Below are 13,995 nucleotides of genomic sequence, written 5' to 3'. Positions count from 1 at the left end.
CGCGCTTCTCCGGCCCCTCGTCCGGGGTCCCGCGTGCGGGCCGGGGCCTGGGGATTCAGTCGGTCGTGTCCTTCAGGGCCCGTCGGCACAGGGAGTCGGCGCGGCGGGTGGACTCCGGGAGGCGGTAGTCCGGGGTGAGGGCGAGGATGTGCGCGCAGGCGTTGCCGAGGCTCACCCGGTGGCCGACGGAGACGAAGACCGGCTTGACGCCGTCCCGGGTGCGCAGGGCGCGGCCCACCTCCTCGGCGCCCGCGAGGAGCGGGGAGGCGCTGCCGCGCGGCGTGCCGGGGTCGTCGTAGGTGAAGGTGAAGGGGTTCTTGGCGACGCCGATCGTCGGGAGCCCGGTGAGGACGCCGAGATGGGCGGCGAGGCCGAAGCGGCGCGGGTGGGCGAGACCGTAGCCGTCGCAGACGACCAGGCCGGGGTCGCCGGGCAGCGCGTCGAGGGCGGCGAGCACGGTCGGGATCTCGCGGAAGGCGAGCAGTCCGGGGACGTACGGGAAGGAGACCCGTCCGATCGCCGTGGCCTCGGCGACCACGTCGAGGGTCGCCGCGTCCAGGACGACGGCCGCCGCCGCGACCACGTCCCGCTCGTCGTCGTACGCCACGTCGACGCCGGTGACGTGTCCGCTCCCGGGCGGCGGCCCGGTCTCGTCGAGGACCACCTTCCCCCGCAACTCGTCCTGCACGGCGAGGGCTTGTTCTTCGGTGGCGGGCCAGCCCGCCGGGATGCGTACGGTCGTCATGGTGCTGACGAGCGTACGCATCCCGGCGCGGGAGCGTGGCCCAGGGCTACTTGCCGAGGGCGCGCTTGAGCTGGCTCTTGTTCATGTCCGAACGGCCGTGGATGTTGCGCCGCTTGGCCTCTTCGTAGAGCTGGTCGTACGTGGGCCCCTCGGACCCCGAGTGCGAGCGCTGTCCACCACGCTTGCCGGACGACATGTCCTGGGTGGAGGTGCGGCTCGCGGTCTTGGACTCGCCGGACCTGGCGCGCTCCTTGTTGACCGTCCGGGAGGCGATCTCCTTGGCGCGCGACTCGCTCTCACCGCGGTCCTCGGCGCTCTCCTTGATGTGCTCGTACTGGCGTTCCCTCTTGGGGCTCGAACCGCGTGGCATGGTCGATCACTCCCTCCGTGATTCGAACGCGTTACCAGTATCCCATTTCCACCGGAACAACCCCTGGTGTCCACCGGAACACCCCCTGGCGGCGGCCACAGCCCGCGTCAGTTCTCCAGCCGGGCCACGCGTCCCTTCTCCCCGGCGGCCCAGCAGCCCCGGTCGGGGGTGCAGTCGACGGTGTCGTACGAGCCGGTGTCGACCGTGCGCCAGGTGCGGCCGCCGTCGGTGGTGAGGTCGGTGCCGGTGGGGCCGACGGAGAGGGCGGTCGTACGGCTGTACGGGAGCCAGGCGACGCCGGAGCGGTAGGCGGGCGGGGGCTGCGCGGCGGGCGTCCAGGTCTGCCCGCCGTCGCCCGTGGTGGCCGCCGCCTGCGGGGACGGCTGGTCGGCGCGGTAGTCACCGCCGACGGCGATGCCGTGCGCCCGGTCGCGGAAGGCGAGCGCGAAGACGCCGCGGGCGGGGTCGCCGGCCGGGACGGGGGTGTCGGTGACCGTCCAGGTCAGTCCCCGGTCGGCGGAGTGCAGCACACGCGCGCGTGCGGCCCCTCCGGTCGCCAGCCACACATCGCGCGGTCCCGAGTTGACCAGGCACTGCCCGCTCGCCGCGAAGCCCGCCTCACCCTCCAGGGCCGGCGGCATGCCCTCGTTCGGCAGGACCGTCCAGGAGCGGCCCCCGTCCTTGGTGGACAGGATGCGGAACTTCCCGTCCACCGGGTCGCTCATCGCGAGCCCGTGGCGGGGGTCGAAGAAGGTGAGGCAGTCGTAGAAGGCGCGCGGATCGGTGTTGCGGAAGGACTCGGTCCACGTCGCTCCGCCGTCGTCCGTGCGGTACACGCGGGAGGCCTCTCCCTCGCCGATGGCCAGCACGACCGCCCTGCGTGCGTCGAATGCCTCGATGTCCCGGAACTGCAGCTCCTGTGCGCCGGGCGGTGAGACGTCGCGCCAGTTCCCGCCCCCGTCCGTGGTACGCAGCACGGTCCCCGCGGAACCCGCCAGCCACGCGCTGTTCCGGCTGACGGCGGCGAGACCGCGAAAGCGCACGTCGGTGCCGGTCTCCTTCAGTTCCCAGTGCGGTGGACGGCCCTCCCCGTGTGCCTGCGCGGGCACCGCCAGGGCGGCGGCGAGCGCCGCCGCGGCCAGGCCCGTCGTCATCGTCCGACTCGTCCGACTCATCCTTCTCGACTGCCCCAAGCCCCTCATGGCGGGCGAAGCTAGTCCACCGATCCGGTGCCGTCCAGATGCCCTCGGCCGGGAACCACCGGGACGCGTCCGGTGTCCTCTCCCATATCCCGGGACACGGGATGAGAAATGGATCACCTCAGCGATTGGGCTCGGTGACAGAGGTCACTCGACCCTCATGTGCACGGATCGGCCCGATCCGGCGTCTTCTGAAATGACCGGCCCCAGCCATCCGGAGTCCGTCCACCCGTCACAAGGGAGCAAGGCGTTGTCCACCGTCATCGAGCAGCCCGTAGAGGCCCGTCTCGTCGCCGCCGCGCCGCGGATGCCGAGCATTCCCGCAACGCTCCACTACGACCGTCGCGATCCCTTCGCCGTCCGCATGACCTTCCCCGCCCCGGCCACGCTGGAGGGTGTCGAGGTCTGCTGGACCTTCGCCCGCGAACTCCTCGTCACCGGCATGGAGGAACCGGTCGGCCACGGGGACGTACGGGTCCGGCCGTACGGCTACGACCGGCTGGTCCTGGAGTTCCACGCCCCGGAGGGCACCGCCGTGGTGCACGTCCACGCCGACGAGGTACGGCGCTTCCTGGAGCGTACGACCGAGCTGGTGCCGCTCGGCCTGGAGCACCACCAGGTCGACCTGGACCACGACCTGGCGGAGCTGATGCGGGACGCCTGCTGAGGCCACGCCCCCAGACGCCGCCCCGCGCCGCCCGGGGGCGGCCGATCCGGTCGTCGTTCCCACGGCGGGCCTGGGCGTCGCGTTAATCCGTTGACAGCCCTTCTGACCCCTCCGTACGTTGTTCCACGGTCCTGTTGCCGTCGATTGGAGAAGGACGTTGCTCGTCTGAGGTCCTGAGACACCGCGTCACACACCGTGCCGTATCCCGGCCTTCCTGTGTGCGTTGCGTGCGACCTCGGCGTACGAGCCGTCCCCCGGCAGCGGGCTTTTCTCTTGCCCTCGTCGTGTCGCCCCTCGCGGTGTTTCGAACGCGTCGCCCCTGGCCGCTTCCAGCAACCGCGAGGTTCCTCATGTCTACTCCCTTGTCCCTCACTTGTACGTCCCTGTCCTTCGCCTGGCCCGACGGCACCCCGGTCTTCGACGATCTCCAGATCGCGTTCGGTCCCGGCCGGACCGGACTCGTCGGCGTCAACGGGTCGGGGAAATCCACCCTGTTGAAGCTGATCGCGGGTGAACTCACCCCGGCCGACGGCACCGTCCGCGTGGCCGGCGAGGTCGGCTACCTCCCGCAGAACGTCACGCTCGACACCGCCCTGAAGGTCGACGAGGCGCTCGGTATCGCCGCCGCCCGCGCCGCGCTGCACGCCATCGAGGCGGGCGACGTGGCCGAGGAGCACTTCGCCGCGGTCGGCGACGACTGGGACGTCGAAGAGCGCGCCCTGGCGACCCTCGGTCAACTCGGCCTCGGTCACATCGACTTGGACCGCACGATCGGTGAGGTGTCGGGCGGCGAGTCGGTCCTGCTGCGTCTGGCCGCGCTGTTGCTGCGCCGCCCCGACGTCCTGCTCCTGGACGAGCCGACCAACAACCTCGACCTGTACGCGCGGCGCCGGCTGTACGACGCCGTCGCGTCGTGGTCCGGAGTCATGGTCGTCGTCAGCCACGACCGTGAACTCCTCGAACTGGTCGACCAGATCGCCGATCTGCACGCCGGTGAGGTCACCTGGTACGGCGGCAACTACTCCGTGTACGAAGAGGCGTTGACCACCGAACAGGAAGCGGCGGAGCGCATGGTGCGGGTCGCCGAGTCCGACCTGAAGAAGCAGAAACGCGAACTCGTCGAGGCGCACACCAAGTTGGCAAAGCGCACGCGCTACGCCAACAAGATGTACGAGAACAAGCGTGAGCCACGCGCCGTGATGAAGCTGAAGAAGCGCACGGCCCAGGTGTCCGCCGGCAAGCACCGGATCATGCACGAGGAGAAGCTCACCGAGGCCAAGGAGCGGCTCGACGAGGCGGTGGAGGCCGTACGCGACGAGGACGAGATCCGCGTCGAACTGCCGTACACGGCCGTGCCCACGGGCCGTACCGTCCTCACCCTGCTGGACCTGGAGCTGAGGTACGGCGCCCGCGTGCGCGGCGGTCTCGACCTGCACGGCCCGGAGCGGATCGCGCTGATCGGCCGCAACGGCGCGGGCAAGACCACGCTGCTGCGGACGATCGCGGGCGAACTGGCGCCGGTGAGCGGCGAGACGAAGGCACACGTCCCGCTGCGCTTCCTCCCGCAACGGCTCGACGTCCTCGACGACGAGCTGACGGTCGCCGAGAACGTGGCCCGGTTCGCGCCGGACGCCACCAACAACCGGATCCGGGCCCGGCTCGCCCGCTTCCTGTTCCGGGGCGCCCGCGCCGACCAGCCGGCGGCGACACTGTCCGGCGGGGAACGCTTCCGGGCCGCCCTCGCCGCCCTGATGCTCGCCGAACCCGCCCCGCAGCTGCTGATGCTGGACGAGCCGACGAACAACCTCGACATGGCGAGCGTGCGGCAGCTGACGACCGCCCTGGAGTCGTACGAGGGCGCGCTGATCGTGGCCAGCCACGATCTGCCGTTCCTGGAGTCGATCGGGATCACCCGGTGGCTGCTGATGGAGGAGGGAGAGCTGCGGGCGACCACGCCGGAGGAGGTCGGAATGACCGGCTGACCCGACCGGTCGGCGGGCGCGTCGACCGGCGGCTCGGCTACCGCCGAGTATCTCAGGAGGGCCACAGCCTGGCGCCGGGGGTTTTGTCCGCGCGGACCGGGGCTGCATGATGGCGGACCGGCGTCGCTTCACGGGCGCCGGGAAACCCTCGTTCGATTCGGAGTCCCACACGTGCCCAGCAAGAAGGCCCTCGTCCGCCGTCCCAGCCCTCGCCTGGCCGAAGGCCTCGTCACGCACGTCGAACGCACGAAGGTGGACGTCGACCTGGCGGTCGAGCAGTGGGAGGCGTACGGGGAGGCCCTGCGCGCCCACGGCTGGGAGACCATCGAGGTGGACCCGGCCGACGACTGCCCGGACTCGGTGTTCGTCGAGGACACCGTGGTCATGTACAAGAACGTGGCGCTGATCGCGCGCCCCGGCGCCACGTCCCGGCGCGACGAGACCGAAGGCATCGAGGAGGCCGTGGCCGCGCTCGGCTGCTCGGTGAACTGGGTCTGGGCGCCGGGCACGTTGGAGGGCGGCGACGTCCTCAAGGTCGGCGACACGGTGTTCGTGGGCCGGGGCGAGCGCACCAACGCGGCCGGGGTCCAGCAGCTGCGGGCCGCGTTCGAGCCGCTCGGGGCGCGGGTGGTCTCCGTACCCGTGAGCAAGGTGCTGCATCTGAAGTCGGCGGTCACCGCGCTGCCCGACGGGACGGTCGTCGGGCACATCCCCAAGATGGACGCGCCCTCGCTGTTCGGGCGCTTCCTGCCGGTGCCGGAGGAGGCCGGGGCGCATGTGGTGCTCCTCGGGGGCGACAAGCTGCTGATGGCGGCGAGCGCGCCGAAGACCGCGGAGCTGTACTCCGACCTCGGGTACGAGCCCGTCGTGGTCGACATCAGCGAGTTCGAGAAGCTGGAGGGCTGTGTGACATGCCTCTCGGTGCGCCTGCGGGAGCTGTATGTCTGACCGGTGATCCCCGCGCCCTTACGGCCCCGGGACCTGCGGGTCCGCGGGGCCTTCGGCATGTCCACCGACGACTTGCGGCGCCCCGCTGATCAGCGGGCTTTACAGCACACTTAACCTACGGCATCGTAACCTACGGATTCGTAGCCTACGATGCCGTAGGTTCAGGTCACCCGCCCGTGACCGCCCACAAGATTCTGGTCCCTGTTCGTCCCCCTGGAGCGTCTGTGTCGATCACTTCTCCTCACCTCGGCAGCCCGTCCACCGAATGGACCGACGCGCGGCTGCTGTACGCGCTGGAGGAAGTCGTCGAGAAGGAACTCAACCGGCATCTGAAGGTCACCAAGAACTGGATGCCGCACGAGTACGTGCCGTGGAGCGACGGCCGCAACTTCCCCGGCTTCTTCGAGGACGGCGAGGCCTGGGAGAAGGGGCAGTCGAAGGTCACCGAGGTCGGCCGCATCGCCCTGGTGGTGAACCTGCTGACCGAGGACAACCTGCCCAGCTACCACCACGAGATCGCCACCCTCTTCGGCCGTGACGGCGCCTGGGGCACCTGGGTGCACCGCTGGACCGCGGAGGAGGGCCGGCACGGCATCGTGATGCGCGACTACCTGCTCGCCTCGCGCGCGGTGGACCCGGACAAGCTCGAAGAGTTCCGTATGTCCCACATGGGCGAGGGCTTCGAGTCGGACAACCGGCACTCGATGCTCCACACGGTCGCGTACGTCGCCTTCCAGGAGCTCGCCACCCGCGTCTCGCACCGCAACACCGGCCACCACTCCGGTGATCCCGTGTGCGACCGCATGCTGGCGCGCATCGCGGCCGACGAGAACCTCCACATGATCTTCTACCGGAACCTGCTGAAGGCCGCGTTCGAGTTCGCCCCCGACCTCACGATGCAGGCGGTCCGCGACGTCGTCGTCAACTTCCGTATGCCCGGCCACGGCATGCCCGGCTTCGAGCGCGCCGCCGCGCAGATGGCCATCGGCGAGGTCTACAACATGCGCATCCACCACGACGACGTCCTCGCGCCCGTCATCCGCTACCTGAAGATCATGGAGATCGACGGCCTCGGCCCCGAGGGCACGAAGGCCCAGGAAGAGCTCGGCCTCTACATGGGCGGACTCGACGCGGAGGCCCGCAAGTTCGACGAGAAGCTCGCGGCGCGCAAGGCGCGGATGGCAGCGCGGGCCGGCGCGTAACAGGCCTTCGCCGTAGCGCAGGGGGCGGGGCGGCTGGATTCGAACCAGCGTGTTCCGGTTTTGGAGACCGGCGCGCCTGCCTCTGCGCTACGGCCCCGCCCTTGAGGGAGAGCATAGTTGTTCGTCTGCGGGTGAGTGGGAGCTGGTCGCGCAGTTCCCGCCCCTGAATGATGGCCCTTCGGGCCGATCATTCCCCTCACCACTCCGCCTCCCGATAGTCCTTCAGGAACACCCCCGACACCGGGTCGCCCGCCTCCCCGCGCACGATCGGGTCGTAGACGCGGGCCGCCCCGTCGACGATGTCGAGCGGGGTGCGGAAGCCGGCGCCGGCCATACGGTGTTTCTTCGGGGCGGGGTTCTCGTCGGTGATCCAGCCGGTGTCGACGGCGCACATGTGGACACCCTGGTCGGCGAGTTCGGCGGCACTGGTGCGGGTGAGCATGTTGAGGGCGGCCTTGGCCATGTTGGTGTGCGGATGGCCGGCCGTCTTGTTGCGCACGGCGAAGCGTCCCTCGACGGCGGTCACGTTGACCATGTAACGGCGGGGGTGCGGGGCGGCGAGCAGCAGCGGCAGCAGCCGGTCGCAGAGGAGCGCCGGGGCGAGGGCGTTGACCAGTTGGGTCTCCAGGACCTCCGCCGGGTCGAGTTCGCCGAGCCGCGCCGACCAGGAGTTCTCCGGGGAGGGGTCGGGCAGCAGCCCGGCCTCGTCGGCCTCGCGCAAGGCGACGGGCAGGGCGGCGGCACCGTCGCCCAGCATCCGCATCGGCGTGAACCCGGGTGCCTGCCGTGCGCCTTCGGGCAGCGCGTCGTACTCTCCGGCGGCGAGCAGCGCGTATGACTCCGGTGGCCGCCGTACCGTCTGGGCCGCGTTGTTCACCAGGATGTCGAGCGGCTCGCCCTCCTGCCTCAACTGCTCGCACAGGCCCAGTACTTGGCGCGGGTCGCGCAGGTCGACAGCGACGACGGTCAACCGGTCGAGCCACTTCTCGCTGCCGGGCTCGGCGCGGAAGCGGCGCACGGTGTCGTGCGGAAAACGGCTGGTGACGAGCAGTTCGGCGCCGTCGCGCAGCATCATCAGCGCCAGCTGGAAGCCGATCTTCACCCGGCCGCCGGTGAGGAGCGCACGGCGGCCGCTCAGGTCGGTGCTCAGGGCGCGGCGGGCGGTGTTGTCTGCGGCGCACTCCGGGCACAGCCGGTGGTAGAAGGAGTCGACCTGTCGATAGGGCGTCTTGCAGACATAGCAGGTGCGCGGCTTCAGGAAGACTCCCCCGCCGCCCGTCACGGAGGTGGCCAGCGGCGCGTCCTCGCGCCGCTCCACGGCCCCGGTGGCGGTCGCGGCCATCGCGGCGGCGTCCGCGGCCGACTTCTCGGCGCCGAGGGCCTTACGGCGACGGAGCCGGCCGTCGCGCGCGAAGGAGGCGGCGACCTGTTCGGCCCGCAGCCGCACGGGGTCGTCGACGGGCAGCGCCCGCAGTCTGCCGACCGTACGGTGAAAGGCCGCCAGCTCTTCCTCGGTGATACCGCCACCGTCGCCCATGCGTGCCCGCCCCGCGTGTCCCGTGCCGTGTTCCCCTGTCCCGACCGGCCCACGCGGCCTTCGGATCCACAGAACCGTCGAGCGCGGTCCGGACGACCGGATTCGAACCGGCGTTTCCGCCCTGACAAGGCGGTGCGCCTGCCTCTGCGCTACGTCCGGACCGCGCCCCCGGATCCTATGCGCCAACCCTCGGTGGGGCCCACCGATTTATGACCGAACCGGCTTACGGGGTGCGGCGGTTCGAGGGCGAGCAGCTGTGGTCGCAGGCCGAGTCAGCTCTATTCGGTGCGCCGGAGCCGGAGTCTCTCCTTCTCGGACAGGCCGCCCCAGACGCCGAAGCGTTCGTCGTTGGACAGCGCGTACTCGAGGCAGGCGGTACGCATCTCGCACATACCGCAGATGCGCTTCGCCTCACGCACCGAGCTGCCGGGCTCGGGAAAGAAGAAGTCGGCCCCCGTCTGCGCACACAGCGCCCGCTCCTGCCAGGCGCGGTCGATTGGGGTGATCGTGTCGTTGTGCATGCACAGGATCGTGCCGCGCCCCGAAAAACGTTCGATCAACGCGGCATCAACGCGACGCTCCCGGTCCTCCATGGTCCTCTCGTCCGGCAGGGCAGCGCACGGCGGCGCGCGGAGCGAACGTACACACGTACGATGCCGCCGATCACCCTTGGTGACCACACGAGTGCCCCGTAAGGGGCGCGGGGCTGTGCCGATGTGCGGCTCCGCCGCGATGGGGGTCCCTCCCGCTCGAGCGAAGTCGAGAGTGGGGGAGCGACCAGCCCCCACACACCCGCAGCCGACGGCCGCCGCCGAACACCCCAATGGCCGAGCCGCGGCGGGGCATCGCGGCGACGCCCGGCGATTGTCAGTGCGCGATGCCAGACTCGACAGTACAGACAACGGGCCCTCGAACCCCCTCAGAGGAGCGCAGCGATGCTCACCACCCGTTACGTCACCGGCGCCCCGAACTGGATCGACCTCGGCACCCCCGACATCGAAGGCGCCGCATCCTTCTACCACCACCTCTTCGGCTGGCAGTTCCGCTCGGCCGGCCCCGAGATGGGCGGCTACGGCTTCTTCCAGCTCGACGGCCGCACCGCCGCGGCCGGTATGCAGAACCCCCCGGAGCAGGGCCCACCGTCGTGGAACATCTACTTCCAGACCCCGGACGCCGACGCCACGACCAAGGCGGTCGAGCAGGCCCACGGCTCGGTGCTGATGCGGCCCATGGACGTGGCGGACGAGGGGCGTATGGCCATCCTCGGCGACCGGGCGGGCGTACCCTTCGGCATCTGGCAGCCCCACCGCAACACGGGCCTCGACGTCGTCACGGCCCCCGGCTCGCTGAGCTGGCTGGAGCTGTACACGCCGGATCTGCCCGCGGCCGCCGGGTTCTACAACTCCGTGTTCGGCTGGGAGACCTCCGCGATCGACATCGCCGGCGGCAGCTACACCTGTGTGAACCCGGCAGGGACCGGGGCGAAGTCCATGTTCGGCGGCATCGTCCCGCTCGACGAGGACCCGAGCGAGGCGGAGTCGGGCCCGTACTGGCTGCCGTACTTCGAGGTGCCGGACACGGACGCCGCGGTGAGCAGGGCTCAGGAGCGCGGCGGCAGCGTCCGTATGCCCGCCACGGATCTGGCGGGTGCGGGGCGTTTCGCCAAGCTCACCGACCCGTACGGGGCACGGTTCGCGGTGATCAGGAGCGAGCAGCCGCAGGGCTGAGGGCTGGACCGGGCGACACCGACCGGCGCCGCTGCGGCTGCCACTGCCACCGGGCTGACAGGCCGTGTCGGTCGGTGTCGGTCGCCCGGTCGCCCGGTCGCTCGGTATCCTCGGCGTTCCTCCGCCGCCCCGGACGCTGTTCGGTCTGTCGTCACCTCATGAACGCGGCAGATTCTTGAGAGCGCTCTCAGTCATAAGTCTTGACGCCTCAACTCCCCCTGGGAACAGTGGGTGCACCACAGCAGGGGCCCCGTCCGCTGTGCCTCCACTCCCCCACATCCCAGGAGGCCCACCGTGATTTCCCGCCGTATGTTCCTCTCCGGAACCGCCGCTGCCGTCGGCGCGACCACCGTCGGGGGTGCTCTGGGCACGCCCGCCCAGGCCGCGCCCGCGACCTGCCAACTCGCCCTGCGGAACGCCTCGTTGCCGGGCACGGTCCGGGCGTACGTCACCGGGCACGAGCAGTCGACGGGTGCCTGGGTGCTGCTGCGGGCCGACGGCAGCGTCTACCGGCCGGTGTCGCCCTCGGCGCCGCAGACACCGCTGCCGGTGGACTGCGCGATCCCGCTCGGCGCGGCGGGCTCGGCTCCCACCGTGCTGACACTGCCTCAGATGTTCGGCGCGCGCGTCTACTTCGTGCGGGACAGCACCCTGGACTTCTTCCTCAACCCGGGCCCGGCCCTGGTCGAGCCCGCCTTCGCCACGTCGGCCGATCCCAACTACGGCAAGACGTGGTCGTTCTGCGAGTTCACCTTCAACCCCACCCAGTTGTTCGCCAACATCAGCTACGTCGACCTGGTGACGGCCCTGCCGATCGGGCTGACGCTGGAGGGCGACGCCACGCACACGGTCGCCCCGCTGCCCGACGGGGCGGTGGACCGGATCGCCGCGGATCTGGTGACCCAGTCGGCGCGGGACGGCCAGCCGTGGGATCGGCTCGTCATCCGGGGCGGCGACGGCAAGGTGCTGCGGGTCATCTCACCGCAGAACCTGATGGCGCCGTACTTCGACCAGCCCGACCGGATGCCGTTCCGGGCCTACTGGGACTCCTACATCGACCAGGTGTGGGAGAAGTACCGCGGGACGGACCTGAGCATCGACCTCCAGGGCGGCCGTGGCGTCCGTACCGGCCGGGTCTCCGGCGACACCCTCACCTTCACCGGCGGCCACTCCTTCGCCAGGCCGACCTCGAAGGACATCTTCACCTGCAACCACGGCCCGTTCGCCAACAACCCGGGCGACGCCGACGACAAGAAGGCCCTGCTCGCCCGTCTCGCCGCCGGCTTCAACCGCTCCCTCATGCTCACCCACCCCGCACAGCCGAACGGGGCGACGGCGGCCGACTACTACCAGGGAAGCGTGACCAACCACTGGGCGCGTGTGGTGCACGCCAACTCGCCCATCGGGTACGCGTTTCCGTATGACGACGTACGCCCCGACGGCCGGCCGGACGTGTCGGGCGCGGCCCACGACGGCAACCCGCGCCGGTTCACGGTGACGGTGGGCGCGTAGCCCCTGACCGAGTGGCCTGAGGGGTCATGCGGAGGCGCGTCGTACCAGTGTGGTCGGCAGGACCACACTGGACGGCGCGCCCCCCAGGCCCTGCGCGTGCTCATCGGGCACGCGCCGCTCCAGACCCCGGAGCAGCAGCCGGGCCATCAACCGCCCCATCCGCTCTATGTCCTGACGGACCGTCGTCAACGGTGGATCGGACTGCTCGGCCACCGGCAGCATGTCGTCGAAGCCCACCACGGCGACGTCCTCGGGCACCCGCAGCCCCCGGTCCCGCAGCACGCGCAGGGCGCCGGAGGCGGATACGTCGTTGGCGGCGAACACCGCGTCCAACTCCGGGCAGCGGTCGAGGAGTTCCCGCATGGCACGCTCCCCGCCCGCCGGGGTGAAGTCGCCCTCCACGATCAGCCGGGGGTCGGCGTCCACCATCACGTCCCGGAACCCGTCGAGCCGGTCCACGGCGGAGGTCTGGTCGAGGGGCCCGGTGATGTGGGCGATACGGGTGCGGCCGAGGCCGACGAGATGGCGTACGGCGTCCCGCGCGCCGCCCCGGTTGTCACTGTCGACGTACACGGTGGAGGTGTCGCCGCGCGTGCCCTCCGCCCAGCCGGGCCGGCCGCCGAACACGGTCGGCACGCCGGCGCTCTGGATCAGCCCCGGCAGCGGATCGTCCAGGTGCAGCGAGAAGACGAGCGCCCCGTCGACATGCCCGCCGGCGAGATACCGCCCCACCCGCGCGTAGTCCTCGGGCCCTTCGGTGAGCAGCAGGACGAGCTGCGAGTCGTGGGCGGTCAACTCTTTACTGATGCCCCGGAGTTGGAGGGCGAAGAAGGGGTCCGCGAAGACCCTGGTCTCCGGCTCGGCGATCACCACGGCCACGGCGTCGTGCCGCCGGGTGACAAGACTGCGGGCGGCCTGATTCGGCACGTACCCGAGTTCCTCGACCGCCCTCCGCACCCGCTCCACCAGCGGCTCCCGAACGCCCTCGCCCCCATTGACGACCCGCGACACCGTCGCCCTGGACACCCCGGCCCGCGCGGCCACCGCCTCCAACGTGGGACGCGACGCTGTCTCGGTCACTGGGCGACTCTCCTCCGGGGCGGCTGCGATCAGGATAGCCCTGGAGGAGACACCGCTGAGAGCGCTCCCTGGCCATCGGCCGGTGCCGTCGAGAATCCGGTTGCGCGAAGCTCCGTCGCTCGCGAGGATCCCCGTATGACCATGAGAAAGGCCCATGAGGGCTGAGCGCCTGACCCCGTACGCCCGTCTGCCGCGTGCGTACCACGACCTCGATGTCCTCCACAGCACGGTCGACGCGTTCGGCCGTGCCCACTGGCTGCTGCGCGAGCAGTTGAAGCCATCGGGCCCGTACGACGCCGTGATCGTCACGGTCGCGGACGGGGGTTCCTACCCGACCCAGCTCAGCTCGGTACTGGCCCGCTTCCCCAGAATCGACTCCCTCCCGGACGGCGGCTTCGTCGTCGCCGACACGCGCTCCTGCGGCGGGGACGACCAGGTTCAGGTGTTCGACGCACTGGGACGCCCCTCGTGGACGTTCCGCGTCGGTGACGGCATCGAGCACCTGCTCACCGACGAATCCGGCGATCTATGGGTCGGCTACTTCGACGAGGGAGTCTTCGGCGACCCGCTCAGCGCCCCCGGCGCCCGCCGTTGGAGCAGCACCGGCGCCCCCCTGTGGGAGTACCGCCCGCCGCCCGGCACCGACTGGATCGCGGACTGCTATGCCCTCAACGTGGACCGTGACGTGACCTGGGTGTACCCGTACACGCGGTTCCCCCTGGTGGAGGTACGTGGCAGCGGCCCACTCCACGCGCGCACGACGCAGGTCAGAGGCGCGTCCGGCGTGGCCGTGCGCAGGGAGCGTGTCGCGTTCTTCGGCGGCTACCGCGGCAGACGCGACCAACTCACCCTGGCCACCCTCACCGACACCTCCGTCGACACCACCGGCACAGTCCGCCTGACCCACCCGGACGGCACCCCGCTTCCCCCTCGCCGCCGCGTCGTCTCCCGCGGGCCGCGCCTCTACATCCAGGAAGAGCCGCGCATCGAGTGGCTCGTGTTCGAGATCGGCGACTCCTAGGTTCG

At 70.8% G+C, this 13,995-nt stretch carries 13 protein-coding genes and 2 tRNA genes; 7 read left to right on the top strand and 8 right to left on the bottom strand.

Going from position 1 to position 13,995, the window contains the following annotated elements:
* Positions 1–55 precede the first annotated feature (55 nt).
* The 3 genes from JIX55_RS42010 to JIX55_RS42000 form a co-directional block, all read right to left on the bottom strand.
* The gene (locus JIX55_RS42010; protein ID WP_257568448.1) at positions 56–745 is read right to left on the bottom strand and encodes an endonuclease V; all 690 of its coding nucleotides are present in this window, start codon (positions 743–745) and stop codon (positions 56–58) included.
* A 46-nt stretch (positions 746–791) separates the two neighbouring features.
* Positions 792–1,115: a plasmid stabilization protein gene (locus tag JIX55_RS42005; protein WP_257568447.1), complete on the bottom strand. Its 324-nt coding sequence runs from the start codon at positions 1,113–1,115 to the stop codon at positions 792–794.
* Positions 1,116–1,222: 107 nt separating this feature from the next.
* On the bottom strand, positions 1,223–2,269 hold the full coding sequence (locus JIX55_RS42000; protein WP_257568446.1) for a WD40/YVTN/BNR-like repeat-containing protein: 1,047 nt from the start codon (positions 2,267–2,269) through the stop codon (positions 1,223–1,225).
* A 295-nt stretch (positions 2,270–2,564) separates the two neighbouring features.
* Here JIX55_RS42000 and JIX55_RS41995 point away from each other — a divergent pair, with 295 nt between their 5' ends.
* From JIX55_RS41995 to JIX55_RS41980, 4 genes are all read left to right on the top strand, one after another.
* Positions 2,565–2,981, top strand: a complete 417-nt coding sequence (locus tag JIX55_RS41995; RefSeq protein WP_257568445.1) for an SsgA family sporulation/cell division regulator — start codon at positions 2,565–2,567, stop codon at positions 2,979–2,981.
* 350 nt (positions 2,982–3,331) lie between these two features.
* Positions 3,332–4,963 carry an ABC-F family ATP-binding cassette domain-containing protein gene (locus JIX55_RS41990; RefSeq protein ID WP_257568444.1) on the top strand — a complete coding sequence of 544 codons (1,632 nt, stop codon included), beginning with the start codon at positions 3,332–3,334 and terminating at the stop codon, positions 4,961–4,963.
* Positions 4,964–5,134: 171 nt separating this feature from the next.
* Positions 5,135–5,911 (top strand): dimethylargininase, encoded by a 777-nt coding sequence (ddaH, locus tag JIX55_RS41985; protein WP_257568443.1) that lies wholly within the window; start codon positions 5,135–5,137, stop codon positions 5,909–5,911.
* Between the two features lie 224 nt (positions 5,912–6,135).
* The gene (locus JIX55_RS41980; protein WP_257568442.1) at positions 6,136–7,113 is read left to right on the top strand and encodes an acyl-ACP desaturase; all 978 of its coding nucleotides are present in this window, start codon (positions 6,136–6,138) and stop codon (positions 7,111–7,113) included.
* A gap of 23 nt (positions 7,114–7,136) precedes the next feature.
* Here JIX55_RS41980 and JIX55_RS41975 read toward each other — a convergent pair.
* The 4 genes from JIX55_RS41975 to JIX55_RS41960 form a co-directional block, all read right to left on the bottom strand.
* A tRNA-Trp gene (locus tag JIX55_RS41975) sits at positions 7,137–7,212 on the bottom strand.
* Between the two features lie 97 nt (positions 7,213–7,309).
* Entirely contained in the window at positions 7,310–8,650 is a 1,341-nt protein-coding gene (locus JIX55_RS41970) for an SDR family NAD(P)-dependent oxidoreductase (RefSeq protein ID WP_257568441.1), read from the bottom strand.
* Between the two features lie 87 nt (positions 8,651–8,737).
* A tRNA-Asp gene (locus JIX55_RS41965) sits at positions 8,738–8,809 on the bottom strand.
* A 119-nt stretch (positions 8,810–8,928) separates the two neighbouring features.
* Complete coding sequence (locus JIX55_RS41960; protein WP_257569668.1) at positions 8,929–9,171, bottom strand: WhiB family transcriptional regulator; 243 nt, start codon at positions 9,169–9,171, stop codon at positions 8,929–8,931.
* Positions 9,172–9,585: 414 nt separating this feature from the next.
* Between JIX55_RS41960 and JIX55_RS41955 the strand changes: the two genes are divergently transcribed.
* On the top strand, positions 9,586–10,377 hold the full coding sequence (locus tag JIX55_RS41955; RefSeq protein WP_257568440.1) for a VOC family protein: 792 nt from the start codon (positions 9,586–9,588) through the stop codon (positions 10,375–10,377).
* Positions 10,378–10,671: 294 nt separating this feature from the next.
* Entirely contained in the window at positions 10,672–11,889 is a 1,218-nt protein-coding gene (locus tag JIX55_RS41950; RefSeq protein WP_257568439.1) for a glycoside hydrolase family 64 protein, read from the top strand.
* Between the two features lie 24 nt (positions 11,890–11,913).
* On the opposite strand, the gene JIX55_RS41945 is transcribed toward JIX55_RS41950, so the two are convergent.
* On the bottom strand, positions 11,914–12,969 hold the full coding sequence (locus tag JIX55_RS41945; protein WP_257568438.1) for a LacI family DNA-binding transcriptional regulator: 1,056 nt from the start codon (positions 12,967–12,969) through the stop codon (positions 11,914–11,916).
* A gap of 154 nt (positions 12,970–13,123) precedes the next feature.
* Here JIX55_RS41945 and JIX55_RS41940 point away from each other — a divergent pair, with 154 nt between their 5' ends.
* Complete coding sequence (locus tag JIX55_RS41940) at positions 13,124–13,990, top strand: hypothetical protein (RefSeq protein WP_257568437.1); 867 nt, start codon at positions 13,124–13,126, stop codon at positions 13,988–13,990.
* Positions 13,991–13,995 lie beyond the last annotated feature (5 nt).

Origin of the sequence: Streptomyces sp. DSM 40750 (assembly GCF_024612035.1) — a bacterium.
GTDB lineage: Bacteria > Actinomycetota > Actinomycetes > Streptomycetales > Streptomycetaceae > Streptomyces.
The sequence above is the reverse complement of the archived record's forward strand: the minus strand, read 5'-3'. Positions and strand labels throughout refer to the sequence as shown.